This is a genomic window from Kitasatospora sp. HPM-01-4, from assembly GCF_051374625.1.
In the GTDB taxonomy this organism is placed as follows: Bacteria; Actinomycetota; Actinomycetes; order Streptomycetales; family Streptomycetaceae; genus Kitasatospora.
The window spans coordinates 2139088-2160351 of sequence record NZ_JBPQGP010000005.1 but is presented as its reverse complement, the minus strand read 5'-3'; the positions used below and the strand labels follow the sequence as shown (position 1 = coordinate 2160351).

Annotated in this window: 2 protein-coding genes; both read left to right on the top strand. The window is 75.4% G+C overall.

Features of this window, described 5'->3' with window-relative positions; all coding sequences use genetic code 11:
• The first annotated feature begins 34 nt into the window (after positions 1-34).
• The gene (locus ACSMTC_RS09135; protein ID WP_436559154.1) at positions 35-10750 is read left to right on the top strand and encodes an SDR family NAD(P)-dependent oxidoreductase; all 10716 of its coding nucleotides are present in this window, start codon (positions 35-37) and stop codon (positions 10748-10750) included.
• Between the two features lie 19 nt (positions 10751-10769).
• A complete protein-coding gene (locus ACSMTC_RS09130) occupies positions 10770-21224 on the top strand; it encodes an SDR family NAD(P)-dependent oxidoreductase (RefSeq protein WP_436559153.1) in 10455 nt (3484 codons plus the stop codon).
• Positions 21225-21264: the final 40 nt, after the last annotated feature.

Below are 21264 nucleotides of genomic sequence, written 5' to 3'. Positions count from 1 at the left end.
CCCGACGGTCTCGGCCGAACCTGGAGAAGCGCGGATGAATGAGCCCAGTCCCGATTCAGCACTGACCCGGCTGCTGGCCGCCGCCGCGCCCTCGGAGCACCGGCGGTTGGTCCTCGACCTCGTACACACCACCGCCGTGGCCGCGCTGAAGGCCGCGCGCCCCGACGCGGCCGGGACCCTGGACACCACGCTCCCCTTCACCGAGCTGGGCTTCGACTCACTGGCCTCGGTCGACCTGCAGGGCCGCCTCGCCGCCGCGACCGGCCTCGACCTCCCGGTCACCGTGGTCTACGACTGCCCGACCCCGGCCGCACTGGTCGAGCGGCTGCTCGCCGGGGCGCTCGGCACCGCCGAGCCCGAACCTGCCCCGGCCGCCAGGGCCGACGCGGCCGACGAGCCGATCGCGATCGTGGGCATCGGCTGCCGCTTCGCGGGCGGGGTGAACGGCCCGGACGACCTCTGGCAACTGCTGCTGGACGGCGGCGAGGTGCTGTCCGCCTTCCCCGAGGACCGCGGCTGGGACCTGGCCGGGATGTTCGACGAGGACCCGGACAGGCCCGGCAGCTCCTACGTCCGCAGCGGCGGATTCCTGGACACCGCAACGGAGTTCGACGCCGACTTCTTCGGCATCAGCCCGCGCGAGGCACTGGGGATGGACCCGCAGCAGCGGGTGGTCCTGGAGACCGCCTGGCAGGCGCTGGAGCACGCCGGCATCGACCCGCTGGCCCTGCGCGGCACCGAGGCCGGGATGTTCTTCGGCGCGGAGGTCCAGGAGTACGGGCCCCGCCTGCACCAGGCCCCCGACGGCCTGGACGCCTACCTGCTGACCGGAAACGCGCCCAGCGTCATCTCCGGCCGGGTCGCCTATGTGCTCGGCGCCCTCGGCCCCGCGGTCACCGTGGACACCGCCTGCTCGGCCTCCCTGGTCGCGATCCACCTGGCCTGCCAGTCGCTGCGCCAGGGCGAGTCCTCGATGGCGCTGGCCGGCGGGGTCGCCGTGATGGGCGGCCCGGGCGTGTTCACCGCGTTCAGCCGCCAGCGGGGACTGGCCCCCGACGGCCGCTGCAAGGCCTTCGCCGCCGCGGCGGACGGTACGGGCTTCGCCGAGGGCGCCGGCGTGCTGGTGCTGGAGCGGCTCTCTGACGCCGAGCGCAACAACCACCGGGTGCTGGCCGTGGTCCGGGGCAGCGCGATCAACCAGGACGGCGCCAGCAACGGGCTCACCGCGCCGAGCGGCACCTCGCAGCAGCGGCTGATCCGCCAGGCGCTGGCCAACGCCGGCCTGACCTTCGCCGAGGTGGACGCGGTCGACGCGCACGGCACCGGCACCACGCTCGGCGACCCGATCGAGGCCAACGCGCTGATCGCCACCTACGGCCAGGGCCGCCCCGAGGGCGCACCGCTGCTGCTCGGCTCGGCCAAGTCGAACCTGGGCCACACCCAGGGCGCCGCCGGTGTGGCCGGTGTGATCAAGATGCTCCTGAGCATGCACAACGGCTTCCTGCCGAAGACCCTGCACATCGACGCGCCCAGCCCGCACGTCGACTGGTCGGCCGGAGCGGTCGAACTGCTCACCGAGGGCCGGCCGTGGCCCGAGACCGGGCATCCGCGCCGGGCCGGCGTCTCCTCCTTCGGCGTCAGCGGCACCAACGCGCACATCGTCCTGGAGCACGTCCCGCAGCCCGGGCGGCCACAGGCGCCCGAGGACCCCGGCACGCTGCCGTACGTGCTGTCCGCGCGCGGTGAACGGGCACTGCGCGAGCGGGCGGCGGACCTGCTCCCGCTGCTGGAGCGCGAGGAGGTCCACCTCGCCGACCTGGCCCACTCCCTGGCCACCACCCGGGCCGCCCTGCCCAACCGCGCCGTGGTCGTCGCCGACGGCCGCGAACAGCTGCGCGGGGCGCTGGCCGCGATCGCCTCCGGCGAGACCCCCACCGCCGTGGCGGGCGCCGGCAAGCTCGCCTTCCTGTTCACCGGCCAGGGCAGCCAGCGGCTCGCGATGGGACGCCAACTGAGCGCCGCCTTCCCGGCGTTCGCCGTCGCCCTGGAGGAGGTCTGCGGCTACCTGGACCTGCAGCTCGAACTCCCGCTGAGCGAGGTGCTGTTCGCGGCCGAGGGCTCGCCCGAGGCCGAGCTGCTGCACCGGACCGAGTACGCGCAGCCGGCCCTGTTCGCGATCGAGGTCGCGCTGTTCCGGCTCGCCGAGAGCTTCGGCCTGCGCCCCGACTACCTCGCCGGGCACTCGATCGGCGAGCTGGCCGCCGCACACGTGGCGGGAGTGCTCACGCTGGAGGACGCCGCCATCCTGGTGGCCGCGCGCGGCCGGCTGATGCAGGCGCTGCCCGAGGCCGGCGCGATGGTCGCGGTACAGGCGAGCGAAGCCGAGGTCACCCCGCTGCTGTCGGCCTCGGTCGGCATCGCGGCGGTCAACGGGCCGTCCTCCCTGGTGCTCTCCGGAGCCGAGGACGAGGTACTGCGCATCGCCCGGACGCTGGCCGACCGGGGCCACCGGACCAAGCGGCTGAAGGTCTCGCACGCCTTCCACTCGCCGCTGATGGCACCGATGCTCGCGGAGTTCGCCCGGATCGCCCGGGTGCTGACCTACGCCGCCCCCAAGATCCCGATCGTCTCCACGGTCACCGGCGAGCTGTGCGCCGACCGGCTGGCGACGCCCGAGTACTGGGTCGAGCACGTCGCCGCGCGGGTGCGCTTCAGCGACTGTGTGAGGTGGCTGGCGGACGCCGGGGTCCGCACCTTCCTGGAGGTCGGTCCGGACGGCGTGCTGTGCGCGATGGGCCAGGAGTGCCTGGACGGGGACGAGGCGGTCTTCGCCCCGCTGCTGCGCCGGGACCACCCCGAGGCGCCGCAGGCCCTCTCCGCGCTGGCGGCCGCCTACTCGGCCGGGGTCCCGGTGGACTGGGCCCGGTTCCACACCGGTCGCGGCGGGCACCGGATCGACCTGCCGGCCTACCCGTTCCAGCGCAGGCGGTTCTGGCTGGAGCCGGGATCGGCCCGCCCGGACGTCTCGGACCTCGGCCAGCTCCCGGCCGGACACCCGCTGCTGAGCGCGGTGGTGGCGGTCGGCGCCGACGGCGTGGTGCTCACCGGACGCCTCTCGCTGCGCACCCACCCCTGGCTGGCCGACCACGTCATCTCGGGGCGGGTGCTGTTCCCCGGCACCGCCTTCGTGGAGCTGGCCACCCGGGCCGGCGACCACGTGGGCGCCGGCGCCATCGAGGAGCTCACCCTGGGCGCCCCGCTGGTCCTGCCGGCGGACGGCGGGGTGGACGTCCAGGTGGCGGTGGGCGAGCCGGACGAGTCCGGCAGCCGGCCGCTGACCATCCACTCCAGGCCGGACGGCGCGGACGCCGGGCCGTGGACCCGGCACGCCTCGGGCGTGCTGGTGCCCGACGCCGAGCCGCTGCCCGAGCGCCTGGACGACTGGCCGCCCGAGGGTGCCGAGCCGATCGACCTCAGCGGCGTCTACGACACCCTGGCCGCCCAGGGCTACGGCTACGGTCCGGCCTTCCAGGGGCTGCGCGCGGCCTGGCGGCACGGCGAGGAGGTGTTTGCCGAGGTCGCGCTGCCCGCCGAACTCGCCTCTCAGGCAGCCGGGTTCGGGCTGCACCCGGCCCTGCTGGACGCCGCCCTGCACGCCGCCGACCTCGGCGCGGAGCCCCGCGGCGAGGTGCTGGTCCCGTTCGCCTGGACCGGTGTGTCGCTGCACGCCGCGGGCGCCTCCTCGGTACGGGTGCGGATCGGCCACCCGGGCCGGGACACCCTCTCGCTCCGCTTCGCCGACACCACCGGCGCCCCGCTGGCCACCGTACGGGGCATGGTCTCCCGCCCGGTGCCGGACGCCGAAGTCCTGTACACGGTACGGCCGTCGGCACTGGCGGTGCCCACCGTGACGGAGCGGCCGCGGATCACGGTGCTGGACGGCGACGGGCCCGCCGTGCCGGCCGGTCCGGTGCCCGGGGTGGCCGTGCTGCGCGCCACCTCGGGTGAGGACGGGCTGCCGCTCGAGGCCCGGGCCGCCACCGGCCGGGTACTGCGGGTGCTCCAGTCCTGGCTGGCCGACGAGCGCCTCGCCGACTCCCGTCTGGTGGTGGTCACCTCGCCCGCGCTCGCCCAGGCGCCGGTCCGCGGCCTGGTGCGCTCGGCGCAGGCGGAGAACCCCGGACGCTTCGTCCTGCTGGAGCACGAGGGCATGCCGTCCGAGGCCGAGCTGAGCGCCGCGCTCGCCACCGGCGAGCCCGAACTGTCGCTGCTGGGCGGCGAGTTCAGCGCCCCGCGGCTGGCCGTTCTGCCGTCCGCGCCGAACGCGGCGCCGGACTGGGGGACGGTACTGATCACCGGCGGCACCGGCGGGCTGGGCGGACTGCTGGCCCGGCACCTGGTCAGTGAGCACGGCGTCCGCCGGCTGGTCCTGGCCGGCCGCCGGGGCTCGGCCCCCGGACTCCAGGCCGAGCTGGCCGGGGCGGGTGCCGAGGTGTCCGTGGTGGCCTGCGACGTGAGCGACCGCGCATCGGTCGCCGCGCTGCTGGCCGCACACCCGGTCGACTCGGTGATCCACGCCGCCGGCACGGTCCGCGACGGGGTCATCGGCTCGCTCACCGAAGAGCTGCTCGACGAGGTGTTCCGGGCCAAGGTCGACGGCGCCTGGCACCTGCACGAACTCACCGCCGGCCGCGAGCTGAGGGCGTTCGTGCTGTTCTCCTCGCTCGCCGCCGTGCTCGACGGCGCCGGCCAGGGCAACTACGCGGCGGCCAACGCCTTCCTGGACGCGCTGGCCGGGCACCGGGCGTCCCTGGGCCTGCCCGCCACCGCGCTCTCCTGGGGCCTGTGGACCGGCGAGGCCGGCATGGGCGCCGCGCTCGACGAGGCGACGCTGGCCAGGATCGCCGGCTACGGCCTGCCCGGGCTGGACGCGGAGCGGTCGCTGCGCCTGTTCGACACCGCCGTGCGCACCGGTGAGCCCAGGGTGGTCCCGGTCGAGGTGGACACCGCCGCCGTGCGCCGCCGCGCGGACGGGATCCCCGCGCTGCTGCGCGGCCTGGTCCGGCCCGTCACCCGCCGGGCCCTCGCCGCCTCGGGCGACCCGGCGGCGGGCAACGCGCTGACCGCACTGCCCGCCGCCGAGCGGGACCGCGCGCTGCTGGAGCTGGTCCGCGCCGAGGTGGCGACCGTCCTGCGGCACGAGGGCGCGGCCGCGATCAGCCCGACCCGGGCCTTCACCGAGATCGGCTTCGACTCGCTCGCGGCGGTGGAACTGCGCAACCGGCTGAACTCCGCCACCGGGCTGCGGCTGCCGGCCACCCTGGTCTTCGACTACCCGTCGCCGAAGGCACTGGCCGACTACATCCGCGACACCCTGTTCGGCGCCGAGCCGGAGCACTCGTCCGTACCGGCGGTGGCGCCCGCCGGTACGGACGACCCGATCGTGATCGTCGGCATGAGCTGCCGCTACCCCGGCGGGGTGGGATCGCCCGAGGAGCTGTGGCGGCTGGTCGCCGACGGCGTGGACGGCATCGCCGAGTTCCCGGCCGACCGCGGCTGGGACACCGAGGCGATCTACGACCCCGAGCCGGGCAGGCCCGGGAAGACGTACTCCCGTGAGGGTGGATTCCTGTACCGGGCGGCGGAGTTCGACGCCGACTTCTTCGGGATCTCGCCGCGCGAGGCGGTCGCGATGGACCCGCAGCAGCGGCTGCTGCTGGAGGTCTCCTGGGAGGCCTTCGAGCGGGCCGGCATCGACCCCGCGGTGCTGCGGGGGAGCGCGACCGGTGTGTTCGCCGGGGTGATGTACCACGACTACGGCAGCTGGCTCACCGACGCGCCCGAGGACGTCGCCGCCTACCTCGGCAACGGGAACCTCGGCAGCGTGGTCTCCGGACGCGTCGCCTACGCGCTGGGACTCGAAGGACCGGCGGTCACCGTGGACACCGCCTGCTCCTCCTCGCTGGTCACCCTGCACCTGGCGGCGCAGGCGCTGCGCGGCGGAGAGTGCTCGCTGGCGCTGGCCGGCGGTGTCACCGTGATGTCCACCCCCGACACCTTCATCGACTTCAGCCGCCAGCGGGGCCAGGCCGCCGACGGCCGCTGCAAGTCCTTCGCCGCGGCGGCGGACGGCACCGGCTGGGGCGAGGGCGTCGGCATGCTGGTGCTGGAGCGGCTCTCGGACGCGCGGCGCAACGGGCACGAGGTGCTGGCCGTGGTCCGGGGCTCGGCGGTCAACCAGGACGGTGCGTCCAACGGCCTGACCGCGCCCAACGGTCCGTCGCAGCAGCGGGTGATCCGCCAGGCCCTGGCCAGTGCCGGACTGTCCGCGTCCGAGGTGGACGTGGTGGAGGCGCACGGCACCGGCACGACGCTTGGTGACCCGATCGAGGCGCAGGCGCTGCTGGCCACCTACGGTCAGGGCCGTGACGTAGAGCGGCCGTTGTGGCTGGGGTCGATCAAGTCGAACATCGGTCACACCCAGGCGGCGGCCGGTGTGGCGGGTGTGATCAAGATGGTGCAGGCGATGCGCCACGGCGTGCTGCCCAAGACCCTGCACGTGGACCAGCCCTCCGACCAGGTGGACTGGACGGCGGGCGCGGTCGAGCTGCTCACCGAGTCCCGGCCGTGGGAGACCGACGGCGCCCCGCGCCGGGCCGGGATCTCCTCCTTCGGGATCAGCGGCACCAACGCCCACGTCATCCTGGAGGAGGTCCCGCAGGCCGAACCGGCCCCGGCCACCGGCACCCCGCCCACACCGGTGATGCTGCCGCTCTCCGCCCGCAGCCCCGAGGCGCTGGCCGCCCAGGCGGAGCGGCTGCGGTCCACGGTGGAGCCCGAACTCGCCGACCTGGGCCTCTCGTTGGCCACCACCCGGAGCGCGCACCGGCACCGTGCCGTGGTCCTCGCCGCCGACCGCGGCGAACTCGACGCCGCGCTCGCCGCACTGGGCACGGGAGGGGAGGCACCCGGCCTGGTCACCGGCACGGCCGACGAGGGCTCCCTCGCCTTCCTGTTCTCCGGCCAGGGCTCCCAGCGCCCGGGCATGGGCCGCCAGTGGTACGACACCTTCCCGGTCTTCGCCGAGCACTTCGACCTGGTCGCCGCCCAACTGGACCCGGCACTGGAGCGGCCGCTGGCCGAGGTGGTCTTCGGCGAGGACGCCGAGCTGCTCAGCCGCACCGCCTACACCCAGGCCGCGCTGTTCGCGACCGAGGTGGCGCTGTTCAGGCTGCTGGAGTCCTTGGGGGTGCGGCCGGACCTCCTGGCCGGCCACTCCATCGGCGAGCTCGCCGCCGCCCACGTCGCCGGAGTGTGGTCGCTGGCGGACGCGGCCAAGGCGGTGTCCGCCCGGGGCAGGCTGATGCAGGCGCTGCCCGAGGGCGGCGCGATGGCCGCGGTACGGGCCACCGAGGCCGAGGTGGCCCCGCTGCTCTCCGCCGGGGTCGGCATCGCGGCGGTCAACGGCCCCCGCTCCGTGGTGGTCTCCGGCGACACCGAGGCGGTGCTGGAACTCGCGGCCCGCTTCGAGCGCTCCAAGCGGCTGACGGTCTCCCACGCCTTCCACTCGCCCCGGATGGACGCCATGCTGGCCGAGTTCGGCGCGGTGCTGGCCGAGCTGACCTACAACGAGCCGGCCATCCCGATCGTCTCCACCCTGACCGGCGGGCCGGCCGGCCCGGCGGAGCTCCGCACCCCGGAGTACTGGGTCAGGCACGTGAGGGAGACGGTGCGCTTCGCCGACGGCATCACCGCGCTGGCGGCCCAGGGGGCCACCACCTTCCTGGAGCTGGGCCCCGACGCCGTGCTCACCGCACTGGGCCGCGACTGCCTCGCCGATGACGCCGACGCGGTCTTCGCCTCGGTCGCCCGCAAGGACAAGCCCGAGGTGCCGGAGCTGCTGGGCGCCCTCGCGCTGGCCCACACCCGGGGCGCCGGGCTCGACTGGCAGGCGCTGTACGGCGGTTACACCGGCAAGCGGGTCGAGCTGCCGACGTACGCCTTCCAGCACCGGCGGTACTGGCTGGACGCGCCGACCGCCAGGGGCGACGCGGGCGGGCTCGGCCAGGCCCCGGTCGACCATCCGCTGGTGGGCGCCGAGATCCGGCTGGCCGCCTCCGGTGAGGTGCTGCTCACCGGACGCGTCTCGCGGGCGAGCCACCCGGTGCTGGCCGAGCACGCCGTCCTGGGCACGGTCCTGCTGCCGGGCACCGCGCTGGTCGACCTGGCGATCCGGGCCGGCGACCTGACCGGCCTGCCGGTGCTGGAGGAGCTGACGCTCCAGGCGCCGCTGCTGCTGCCCGAGTCGGGCGCGGTACAGATCCAGGTCGTCGCCTCGCAGAGCGGATCCGTGCAGATCTTCTCCCGGCCCCAGGGCGCGGACGCCTGGACCGCCAACGCGACCGGTCTGCTGACCGACCGCGGCGCCGCGCGGCCCGGGCCGCTCACCCAGTGGCCGCCGTCCGGTGCACAGGAGGTCGACGTCACCGGCCTGTACGAGCGGATGCGGGGCGAAGGCTACGAGTACGGCCCGGTCTTCCAGGGCGTCAGGGCCGCCTGGCGGCGCGGGGACGAGGTCTTCGCCGAGCTGGACCTCCCGGCTTCCGAGCGGGGTGAGGCCGCCCGGTTCGGCCTGCACCCCGCCCTGCTCGACTCCGCCCTGCACATCTCCTCGCTGCTCGACGAGGAACGGCCGGCCGAGGACGGCCGGGTACTGCTCCCGTTCGCCTGGAACGGGGTCGAACTGCACACCGCCGGTGCCTCGGCCGCCCGGGTGCGGCTGGTCCGCCAGGACGCCGAAGGCCTGCGCATCGAGCTGGCGGACCAAGCCGGTACCCCCCTCGCCACGGTCGCCTCCTTCGTGACCCGCCCGGTCGCGGCCCACCAGCTCACCGCCCGGCAGGAATCGCTGTTCACGGTGGAGCTGACACCCCGCCCCGAGCCGGCCGCCGCCGGCCTCGGCGACCGGCGGTTCGCGGTGCTCGGCACCGAGGACCTCGGTCTCGGCCTGCCCGTCCACCCGGATCTGGCCGCCCTCGGCGACGCCGTACCGGACGTGGTGCTGCTGCCGGTGCCCACGCCCGCCGAGGAGGACGTGCCCCTGGCGGTGCGGTCCGCGCTGCGCGCGGTGCTCGGCCCCCTCCAGGACTGGCTGGCCGACGACCGGTACGCCAAGGCCACCCTGGTGGTGGCGGTCAGGGCCGGGCTGGCCGACGCCGCCGTGCGCGGCCTGGTCCGCGCGGCCCAGGCCGAGGACCCGGGCCGGATCGTCCTCGCCGACCTCGGTGCCCGGCCGCCCCGGCTGCCGCTGCTGGCCGCCGCCCTGGAGGAGGGCGAGCCCGAGGTGGTGCTGAGCGACGGCACGATCCGGGTGCCGCGCCTGGCCAGGGCCCCGCTGCCGGGGGCGGAGGAGGGCGCCCGGGACTGGGGCACCGTACTGATCACCGGCGGCACCGGCGGCCTCGGGGCGCTGCTCGCCCGACATCTGGTGGAGCGCCACTCGGTCACCAGCCTGGTGCTGGTCAGCCGCCGGGGCCCGCAGGCGCCGCAAGCACGGGAGCTGCAGGCCGAGTTGGCCCGCCTCGGCGCCCACGCCGAGCTGGTCGCCTGCGACGTGTCCGACCGCTCGGCGCTGGCCGCGCTGCTGGCCGACCACCCGGTGCGCAGCATCGTGCACACCGCCGGGGTCCTGGACGACGCCCTGATCGGCTCGCTCACCCCGGACCGGCTCGACACCGTCCTCGGGTCCAAGGCCGACGCCGCCTGGCACCTGCACGAACTGACCAAGGGCCAGGAGATCGGCAGGTTCGTGCTGTTCTCCTCGGCGGCCGGCACCCTGGACGCCACCGGGCAGGGCAACTACGCGGCCGCCAACGTGTTCCTGGACGCGCTGGCCGAGCACCGGGCCGCGCTCGGCCTGCCCGCCACCTCGCTGGCCTGGGGCCTGTGGGCGGGCGCCGGCGGGATGGGCGACGGGCTCGGCGAGGCCGATCTGGAGCGCATCGAGCGCTCCGGCATCGGCGCACTGGACCCGGCCGAGGGGCTGGCCCTGTTCGACGCCGCCCTGCGCACCGACCGGGCCACCCTGGTACCGGCCCGGCTCGACCTGGCGGCGCTGCGCGAGCGCGGCGACGGCGTCCCCGCCGTCCTGCGTGCTCTGGTCGGGCCCGCGGTCCGCCGTGACGTCCGCGAGCACCGCGAGGGCGGGACGGTCACCCTGGCCCAGCGCCTGAGCGCCCTGCCGGCCGCCGACCACGAGCACGCGGTGCTGGACGCGGTCCGCGCCGAGGTCGCCGCCGTGCTCGGCCACGACGGCCCATCCGCCATCCAACCCCGGCGCGCCTTCACCGAGTTGGGCTTCGACTCGCTCGCGGCGGTGGAACTGCGCAACAGGCTGAACGCGGTGAGCGGGCTGCGCCTGCCGTCCACGATGATCTTCGACTACGCCACCCCGGCCGCGCTGGCCGGATACCTGCTGGAGCGGCTGCTGCCGCGGCAGACCGGGGCGGAGGAGGGCGAGGGCGGGGACGCCCGGCTGCAGGAGCTGCTGGCCGCGATCCCGGTGGCCCGGATCCGCGAGGCCGGTCTGCTCGACAGCCTGCTGAAGCTGTCGGCGCCGGAGCCCGCCGGACCGCAGCCCTCCGAACCAAGTGCACCGACTGAGCCCGCGGTTGATCGGTCCTCGGCCATCAAGAGCATGGACATCGCCGATCTCATCCGGACTGCGCTCGACCGTAGCGACGCCAAGTAATCAGGGAGCGACAGAGACCGTGGACACACCCGTCGAGCAGATAGTCGAGGCGCTGCGCGAGTCGTTGCTGGAGAACGAACGACTGCGGCAGCAGAACACGCGGATCGAGGCCGCGGCGCAGGAACCGATCGCCATCGTCGGCATGAGCTGCCGCTACCCGGGCGGCGTCGGTTCGCCCGAGGAGCTGTGGCGGCTGGTGGAGGGGGAGGTGGACGCCGTCGGGGACTTCCCGGCCGACCGCGGCTGGGACGTGGAGGGGCTGTACGACCCGGACCCGGACGCCCCCGGCAGGACCCACGTCCGCGAGGGCGGATTCCTCTACGACGCGGCGCGGTTCGACGCGGACTTCTTCGGCATCTCGCCGCGCGAGGCGATCGCGATGGACCCGCAGCAGCGGCTGCTGCTGGAGGTGTCCTGGGAGGCGTTCGAGCGGGCCAACATCGACCCGCACACCCTGCGCGGCAGCCGGACCGGCATCTTCGCCGGGGTGATGTACCACGACTACGGCAGCTGGCTGGCCGAGGTGCCCGAGGGCGTCGAGGGCTACCTCGGCAACGGCAACCTGGGCTCCGTCGCCTCCGGCCGGGTCTCCTACACCCTGGGCCTGGAAGGGCCCGCCGTCACCGTGGACACCGCCTGCTCCTCCTCGCTGGTCGCGCTGCACCTGGCGGTGCAGGCGCTGCGCGGCGGCGAGTGCTCGTACGCCCTGGCGGGCGGTGTCACCGTGATGTCCACCCCGGACACCTTCGTGGACTTCAGCCGCCAGCGCGGGCTCGCCCAGGACGGCCGGTGCAAGTCCTTCGCCGCCTCGGCGGACGGCACCGGCTGGGGCGAGGGCGTCGGCATGCTGCTGCTGGAACGCCTCAGCGACGCCGAGCGCAACGGGCACCGGGTGCTGGCCGTGGTCCGGGGCAGTGCGATCAACCAGGACGGCGCCTCCAACGGGCTGACCGCCCCCAACGGCCCCTCCCAGCAGCGGGTGATCCGCCAGGCGCTGGCCAACGCCCGCCTCAGCGCCGCCCAGGTGCACCTGGTGGAGGCGCACGGCACCGGCACCCCGCTCGGCGACCCGATCGAGGCCCAGGCGCTGCTCGCCACCTACGGGCAGGACCGTGCCGGGGGAGAGCCGCTCCGGCTGGGCTCGATCAAGTCGAACATCGGCCACACCCAGGCGGCCGCGGGCGTCGCCGGGGTGATCAAGATGGTGATGGCGATGCGGCACGGCCGGATGCCGAAGACGCTCCACGTCGACGAGGTCACCCCGCAGGTGGACTGGACCGAGGGCGCGGTCGAACTGCTCACCGAGGCCAGGGACTGGCCGGTGGCCGGTGACGCCCGGCGGGCCGCGGTGTCCTCGTTCGGCATCAGCGGCACCAACGCCCACGTGATCCTGGAGGGCGTGCCCGAGCCCGAACTCCCCGGCGCGGAGCCGGAACCGGCCGCTGCGCTGCCCCTGGTGCTCTCCGGCAAGGGGGAGCGGGGACTGGCCGCCCAGGCGCGGCGGCTGCTCGACCACCTCGACACCGCCCCGCTCCCCGACCTCGCCTGGACGCTCGCCGGCTCCCGGGCGGCGCTCGACCACCGCGCCGTGGTGGTCGGCGCGGACCGCCCGTCGCTGGCCGCCGCCCTGACCGGCCTGGCGGAGGGACGGGCCGCCGCGGGGGTGGTCCAGGGCGTGCCGCGGAGCGAGTCCAGGACCGCCTTCGTCTTCCCCGGCCAGGGCTCGCAGTGGGTCGGCATGGCGGCCGAACTCCTCGACTCCTCACCGGTGTTCGCCGCCCGGATGGCCGAGTGCGCCCAGGCGCTGGCCCCGTACACGGACTGGGACCTGCTCGACACCATCCGCGGCCTGGCCTCACTGGAGCGGGTGGACGTGGTGCAGCCCGCGCTCTGGGCGGTCATGGTGTCGCTGGCCGAACTGTGGCGCTCCCACGGCATCCGTCCGGCCGCGGTGATCGGGCACTCGCAGGGCGAGATCGCGGCCGCCTGCGTGGCCGGGGCGCTCTCCCTCGCCGACGGCGCCAAGGTGGTCGCCCTGCGCAGCCTGGCCATCGCCGACGACCTCTCCGCGCGCGGCGGCATGATGTCGGTGGCACTCCCGGCCGAGCAGGTCCGCGAGCACCTCGCCGAGTACGACGGGCGCCTGTCGGTGGCCGCCGTCAACGGCGCGGCCTCGGTGGTGGTCTCCGGCGACGCCGACGCCCTGGACCGGCTGCAGGCCCGGCTCAAGGAACAGGACGTCCGGGTCAAGCGGCTGCCGGTGGACTACGCCTCGCACTCCGCCCAGGTCGAGACCGTCCGTGAGCGGCTGCTCAAGGAGCTGGACACGATCGCCCCGCGCTCCGCGGAGGTGCCGTTCTACTCCACCGTCACCGGCGGACTCTTCGACACCTCGGGCCTGGACGCCGAGTACTGGTACACCAACCTGCGGCAGACCGTGCTCTTCGGCCCGACCACCCGGGTGCTGCTGGACGCCGGCTACGGCGTCTTCGTCGAGTGCAGCCCGCACCCGGTGCTGCTGCACAGCATCGAGGAGACGGCGGACGCGCTCGGCGCCGACGTGGCCGGGATCGGCTCGCTGCGCCGCGACGAGGGCGGCCGGGAGCGGTTCCTGGCCTCGCTGGGCGAGGCGTTCGTCCACGGCGCCCCGGTCGACTGGGAGCCGGTCTTCGCCGGCATGCCGGTGCGCAAGGCCGACCTGCCGACCTACGCCTTCCAGCGCGAGCGGTTCTGGCTCGGCAACTCCCCGACGGCCGGTGACGTGACCGCGGCCGGTCTGGCCTCCGCCGGGCACCCGCTGCTCGGCGCCTCGGTCACGGTCGCCGACGGCGGCGGCCTGCTGTTCACCGGCCGGCTCTCCATCGCCACCACCCCCTGGCTCGCCGACCACGCGGTGAACGGCACCGTGCTGCTGCCCGGCACCGCCTTCGTCGAACTGGCCGTCAAGGCCGGCGACGAGCTCGGCTGCGGCCGGGTGGCGGAACTGACCCTGGAAGCCCCGCTGGTGCTGCCCGAACGCGGGGCGGTCCAACTCCAGCTCCTGGTCGGCGAGCCGGACGAAGCGGGCCGCCGCCCGCTCACCGTGCACTCCCGCCCGGAGGGCAGCGGCGCCGACTGGACCCGCCACGCCTCGGGCCTGCTGGAGGACGACAGGGCCGAGGCCGGCTTCGACCTCGCGGCCTGGCCCCCGGCCGGCGCCCAGCCGGTCCCGGTGGAGGGCGTGTACGAGCGGCTGGCCGGGCAGGGCTACCACTACGGCCCCGCCTTCCAGGGGCTGCGGGCAGCCTGGCGGCGCGGTGAGGAGACCTTCGCCGAGGTGGAACTCCCGGTGGAGGCCCAGCAGTTCGCGCTGCACCCGGCGCTGTTCGACGCCGCCCTGCACGCCGCGGGGATCGGCGAGGAGGAGGGCGACGCCCGGCTGCCCTTCGCCTGGAGCGGGGTCTCGCTGTACGCGGCGGGGGCGACCGCGCTGCGCCTGCGGATCACCGGCACCGACTCCCTGGCCATCCAGCTCGCCGACACCACCGGCTCCCCGGTGGCCTCGGTGGACGCACTGACCACCCGGGCGATCGACACCGGCGCGCTCTCGGCCGCCGCCCGCCTCGACGCCCTGTTCCGCCTCGACTGGCCGGTGCTGGCGGTGGACGGATCCCCCGTCGAGCACGCGGTGCTCGGCGACGGCGGCCCGGACGAGCTGGCGTCGGTGCCGGAGTACGTGGTGCTCCCGCTCTCCTTCGACGGCGACCCCGTCGAAGCCACCAGGGCCGCCTGCGCCCGGGTGCTGGAGGCGGTACGGCAGTGGCTGGACAGCGACCGCCTCGCCGCCTCCCGCCTGGTGGTGCTCACCAGGGGAGCGGTCGAGGTGGACGGCGAGGGCGTGCGGGACCTGGCCGCGGCCGCCGTCTGGGGCCTGGTCCGCGCCGCCCAGGGGGAGAACCCCGACCGGTTCGTCCTGGTGGACGCCGACGCGGACACCCCCCTGGAGTCGGCCCTCGCGGCGGCCGCCGCCTGCGGCGAACCCCAACTCGCCCTGCGCGACGGCAAGGTGCACGTTCCCCGGCTGGCCAGGAGCGCGCCCGGCGGCACCGCCCGCACCCTGGACCCCGAGGGCACCGTACTGATCACCGGCGGCACCGGTGTGCTCGGCGCACTGGTCGCCCGGCACCTGGTGAACGAGCACGGCGTACGCCACCTGCTGCTGGCCGGGCGCAGCGGCGTCGCGAGCGACGACTTCGCCGACCTGGACGCGGACCTCACCGTGGCCAGGTGCGACGCCGCCGACCGCGAGCAGCTCGCCGGGCTGCTCGCCGGCGTCCCCGCCACCCGCCCGCTGACCGCCGTGGTGCACCTGGCCGGCGCACTGGACGACGGCCTGGTCACCGCGCTCACCGAGGAGCGGCTGGACGCGGTGCTGCGCCCCAAGGTGGACGCGGCCTGGCATCTGCACGAACTCACCGCCGGGCTGGACCTCGCGGCGTTCGTCCTGTTCTCCTCGGCGGCGGGCACCGTGGACGGTGCCGGCCAGTCCGGGTATGCCGCCGCCAACGCCTTCCTCGACGGACTGGCCCACCACCGCCGCGCGCTCGGCCTGCCCGCCGTCTCCCTGGCCTGGGGCTTCTGGGAGCAGCGCACCGGTATGACGGCCCATCTGAGTGACGCCGACGTGACGCGGATGGCGCGCTCCGGCGTCCGCCCGCTGGCCACCGCCGAGGGCCTGGCCCTGTTCGACCTCGCGCTGGCCGCCGACCGGGCGCTGCTGGTGCCGATCGGCCTGGACCTGCCCGCGCTCCGCTCGGCGGGCACGGTCTCCCCGGTGCTGCGGGGCCTGGTCCGCCCGGCCGTCCGGCGTACCGCTGCGGCGGGCGGCGCAGCGGGGACGGCGCTGGACCGGCTGGCCGCCCTGCCCCGGGCCGAGCGCGAGGCGGCGCTCCTCGAACTGGTCCGCACCCATGTCGCCGCCGTGCTCGGCCATGACCCGGAGATGGTGCTGGATGCGCGACGGGCGTTCCGCGACTGGGGTTTCGACTCGCTGACCGCGGTGGAACTGCGCAACCGGCTCGGCCAGGCGGTCGGACTGCGGCTGCCGGCCACCCTGGTCTTCGACTACCCGGACCCGCTCGCCCTGGTCGGCCACCTCGGGTCCGAGCTGTTCGGCGCGGACGAGCCGTCCCCGGAACTCCCGGCCACCGCGCCGCGGACCACGGACGAGCCGATCGCGATCGTGGCGATGGCCTGCCGCTTCCCCGGCGGTGTCAGCACCCCGGAGGAGCTCTGGCAGCTGCTGGCCGACGGCGGCGACGGGATCCGTGAGTTCCCCACGGACCGCGGCTGGGACATCGACGGGCTCTACGACCCGGAGCCGGGCAAGGCCGGGCGGATGTACTCCCGCGAGGGCGGCTTCCTGTACGACGCCGCCGACTTCGAGCCGGACTTCTTCGGGATTTCGCCGCGTGAGGCGCTCGCGATGGACCCGCAGCAGCGGCTGCTGCTGGAGGTCTCCTGGGAGGCGCTGGAGCGGGCCGGCATCGACCCGCACTCGGTGCGGGGGAGCGCGACCGGTGTGTTCGCCGGGGTGATGTACCACGACTACGGCAGCCGGCTCGACAACGCGCCCGAGGACGTGCGGGACTACCTGGGCAACGGCAGCCTCGGCAGCGTGGCGTCCGGCCGGGTCGCCTACACCCTCGGCCTGGAGGGCCCCACGCTCTCCGTGGACACCGCCTGCTCCTCGTCCCTGGTCGCGCTGCACCTGGCGGCGCAGGCGCTGCGCGGCGGCGAGTGCGCGCTCGCCCTGGCCGGCGGCGTCTCGGTGATGTCCACCGCCGACACCTTCGTGGACTTCAGCAGGCAGCGCAATCTCGCGGCGGACGGCCGGGCGAAGTCCTTCGCCGACGGCGCGGACGGCACCGCGCTCTCCGAGGGCGCCGGGATGCTGCTGCTGGAGCGGCTCTCGGACGCCGAGCGCAACGGGCACGAGGTGCTGGCGGTGATCCGGGGCAGTGCGGTCAACCAGGACGGTGCCTCCAACGGCCTGACCGCGCCCAACGGTCCGTCGCAGCAGCGGGTGATCCGCCACGCCCTGGCGAGCGCCGGACTGTCGGCGTCCGAGGTGGACGTGGTGGAGGCGCACGGTACGGGTACCACCCTGGGTGACCCGATCGAGGCGCAGGCCCTGCTGGCCACCTACGGCCAGGACCGGGACGCGGAACGGCCGTTGTGGCTGGGCTCGATCAAGTCGAACATCGGTCACACCCAGGCGGCCGCCGGTGTCGCGGGTGTGATCAAGATGGTGCAGGCGATGCGCCACGGCGTGCTGCCCAAGACCCTGCACGTGGACCAGCCCTCGACCAAGGTGGACTGGACGGCGGGCGCGGTCGAGCTGCTCACCGAGGCCCGGGACTGGCCGGAGAGCGACCGGCCGCGCCGGGCCGGGATCTCCTCCTTCGGGATCAGCGGCACCAACGCGCACACCATCATCGAGCAGGCCCCCGCCGCCGAGCAGCGGCCCGCCGGCAGCGAGGCACCGCTGCTGCCCGTGCTGCTCTCCGCGACCAGCCCGGAAGCGCTGATGGCGCAGGCACGGAAGCTGGAATCGCTGGCAGACGCGCCGGTGGCCGACCTCGCCTACTCCCTGGCCACCGGCCGGGCCGCCTTCGGCCACCGGGCCGGCGTGATCGCCCGGGACGGCGGGGAGCTCGCCGCCGCACTGGCCGCGCTGGCGGCCGGCGAGCAGGCGGCGGGCGTGGTGCGCGGTCGGCCGGTCACCGGGAAGCTCGCCTTCCTGTTCACCGGACAGGGTGCCCAACGGCCAGGCATGGGACGGGAGTTGTACCAGCAACACCCCGTGTTCCGGAGCGCGCTGGACGAGGTCTGCGGCCACTTCGAGGACGGCCTCCGGGAGGTGATCCTGGACCCGGACTCCGAGCTGCTCGACCAGACGATGTACACCCAGAGCGCCCTGTTCGCGGTCGAGGTCGCCCTGTTCCGGCTGCTGGAGTCCTGGGGCGTGCGGCCGGACTTCCTGGCCGGCCACTCCATCGGCGAGCTGACCGCCGCACACGTCGCGGGCGTACTCGGCCTCGCCGACGCGGCCCGGCTGGTCGCGGCCCGGGGACGCCTGATGCAGGCGCTGCCCGCCGGCGGCGCGATGCTGGCCGTGGACGCCGCCGAGGAGGAACTGCTGCCCCACCTCGGGGACGCGGTGAGCATCGCCGCCGTCAACGGACCGAACGCCGTGGTGGTCTCCGGCGCCGCGGACGCGGTCGCCGGGATCGAGGCCGCCTTCACCCACCGCAGGACCAAGCGCCTGCGGGTCAGCCACGCCTTCCACTCGCCGCTGATGGAGCCGATGCTGGCGGAGTTCGCCGAGGTCGCGCGGAGCCTGCGGTTCGCCCCGCCGGCCGTGCCCGTCGTCTCCAACCTGACCGGTGCCCGGGCCACCACCGAGGAGCTCACCTCGCCCGAGTACTGGGTGCGGCACGTCCGCGAGGCCGTCCGCTTCAACGACGGCATCCGCACCCTGGAAGCCGAGGGGGTGAGGACCTTCCTGGAACTCGGGCCCGACGCCGTCCTCTCCACCATGGGCACCCACTGCCTGGCCGACCCCGAGCGCTCCGCCCTGCTCCCCGTACTGCGCCGGGACCGGGACGAGGACGTCGCCCTGGCGACCGCGTTGGCCGAACTCCAGGTACGCGGAGTCCCCGTCGACTGGGACCGGGTCTACGCCCGGAGCGCGGTGCGCCGGATCGACCTGCCGACGTACGCCTTCCAGCGCAGCCGGTTCTGGCTGGACGACGGGCCATCGGGTCCGGCCGACGCCACCGGCCTCGGCCAGTCGGCCGTCGAACACCCGCTGCTCGGAGCCGAGCTGAGGCTGGTGGAGAGCGACACCGTCGCGCTGACCGGCCGGCTCTCGCTGAGCACCCACCCCTGGCTGGCCGACCACGCCGTGGCCGGTGTGGTGCTGCTGCCGGGCAGCGCGTTCGTGGAGCTGGCGGTCCAGGCCGGCGACCGGGTGGGCGGTGCCCTGGTCGAGGAACTGGCCATCGAACGGCCGCTGGTGCTCCCGGAGCACGGCGCCCTCCAGCTCCAGGTGGTCACCGGTGCCAAGGACGACTCGGGCCGCCGGCCGGTCACCGTGCACGCCCGGACCGAGGGCGCCGACGCCGCGTGGACCAAGCACGCGACCGGCGTACTCGCCCCGGCCGGCGCGCCGGAACCCGCCGCCCTCGACAGCTGGCCGCCGGCCGGCGCCGTACCCGTCGACCTCGGCGGCACCTACGACCACCTCGCCGAACAGGGCTACGGCTACGGCCCGTTGTTCCGCTGCCTGCGCACCGCCTGGCGGCTCGGCGACGAGGTCTACGCCGAGCTCGCCCTGCCCGAGGAGGCGTCGACGGCCGGGTTCGGGCTGCACCCGGCGCTGCTGGACTCCGCACTGCACGCGATCGACCTGCTCGACGGCCAGGACCCGACGGTGATGACCCTGCCGTTCGCCTGGGAAGGCGTCACCCTCTACGCGGCGGGCGCCTCGGCCCTGCGGCTGCGGCTCACCCCGCACGGCACCGAGCGGATGGGCCTGCAGCTCTTCGACGGCACCGGCGCACCGGTCGCGGTGGTCTCCTCGCTGCGGATCCGGCAGGTGTCCGCCGAGCAGCTGGGCGCGGCCGCGGCCGCCTCGGGCACCGGGGACCTCTTCGAACTGGAGTGGGTGCCGGTGCCGGTGCCGCCGGCCGCTCCCGGCGAGGTCGACACGGTGACCTTCGCCGCCGAGGGCGGCGCGGACACCCCGAGCGCCGCTCGCGCTGACACCCCGAGCGCCGACCGCGCTGACACCCCGAGCGCCGCTCGGGAGACCGCGCACCGCGCCCTCGCCGTCCTCCAGGAACGCCTCGCCGAGGACTCCGCCGCGCCGCTGGTGGTCGTCACCAGGGGAGCGGTCGCCGTCGACGGCACACCGGACCTCGCACAGGCCGGGATCTGGGGCCTGGTACGGGCGGCCGCCGTCGAGCACCCCGGCCGGCTGGTGCTGGTCGACCTCGACGACGACCCCGCCTCCGCGGCCGCCCTGGCCGGGGCGGTGGCCACCGGTGAACCCGAACTGGCCCTGCGGGCCGGTCAGGCGTACGTGCCCAGGCTGGCCGAGGCCCAGGCGCCCGGCTCCTTCCCCGAGCTCGACCCGGAGGGCACCGTCCTCATCACGGGAGGCACCGGCAGCCTCGGCCGCCTGCTCGCCCGGCACCTGGTCACCCGTCACGGCGTCAGGCACCTGCTGCTCACCAGCCGCAGCGGCCACGGGCCGGACGACCTCGCCGGCCTGGAGGCCGAGGTCACCGTCACCGCCTGCGACGCCGCCGACCGCGAGGCGCTGGCCGCGCTGCTCGCCTCGGTGCCCGCGGAGCACCCGCTGACGGCGGTGGTCCACGCCGCCGGAGTCCTGGACGACGGCCTGATCTCCGCACTGACCGGCGAGCGGCTGGACGCGGTGCTGCGCCCCAAGGTGGACGCGGCCTGGCACCTGCACGAGCTCACCGCCGGCCTCGACCTCAAGGCCTTCGTGCTGTTCTCCTCGGCCGCCGCCACCCTCGGTGCGGCCGGCCAGGGCAACTACGCGGCCGCCAACGCCTTCCTGGACGCGCTCGCGGCCCGGCGGCGCTCGGCCGGACTTCCCGCGCTCTCCCTGGGCTGGGGCCTGTGGGACACCGGCTCGGGCATGGCCGGCTCGCTCGGCGAGGCCGAGCTGCGCCGGCTGGCCAGGGACGGCATCCAGCCGCTGCCGGTCGACCGTGCGCTCGCGCTGTTCGACCGTGCGCTGGCCGGTGACCGGTCGCTGCTGCTGCCGATGCGGGTCCACCCGACCGACCAGGCGGCACCGATGCTCCGGGCGCTCGCCGCCCGGACCCCGGCCCGCCGCGCGGCCCAGGCCGCCCCGGTCGCAGCCGAACCCCGGTCCGTCCCGCTGCCCGAGCGGCTCGCCGCGCTGTCCCCGGCCGAGAGCAGGCAACTGCTGCTGGACACCGTGCGCGGCCACGTCGCCGACGTCCTCGGACACTCCGGCACCGAAGCGGTGGACCCGGAGCGCGGCTTCGGTGAACTCGGGGTGGACTCGCTCTCCGCCCTCGAACTGCGCAACCGGATCGGCGCCGACACCGGCCTGCGCCTGTCCTCCACCCTCACCTTCGACTATCCGACCCCGGCCGCCATCGCCGCCCACCTCTTCGAGGAGCTGGTGGACGCGGTCTCCGGCACACCCGACCTGGAAGCCGAGGTGACCCGCCTCGAAGCCCTCCTGGAAGCCGCCTCGGTCGACGAGGAGCAGCGCTCCCGGGTGGCCCTGCGCCTCCGCTCCCTGACGGCCAGGTGGACCGGCGAAACCCGCCCGGCCGCCGACCAGGAGACCGGTCCCGCGCTGGGCACCGCCACCGCCGACGAGCTCTTCGACATCCTGGACGGTGAACTGGGCGCCTTCGACTGATCCGTACCACCGAGCCCGGAGGGCGGGCCGGGGAGGCGGC

What these genes read in the sequence shown, in the direction of transcription:
- ACSMTC_RS09135 (WP_436559154.1), top strand. Translation starts at nt 35, where the DNA reads ATGAATGAGCCCAGTCCCGATTCAGCACTGACCCGGCTGCTGGCCGCC.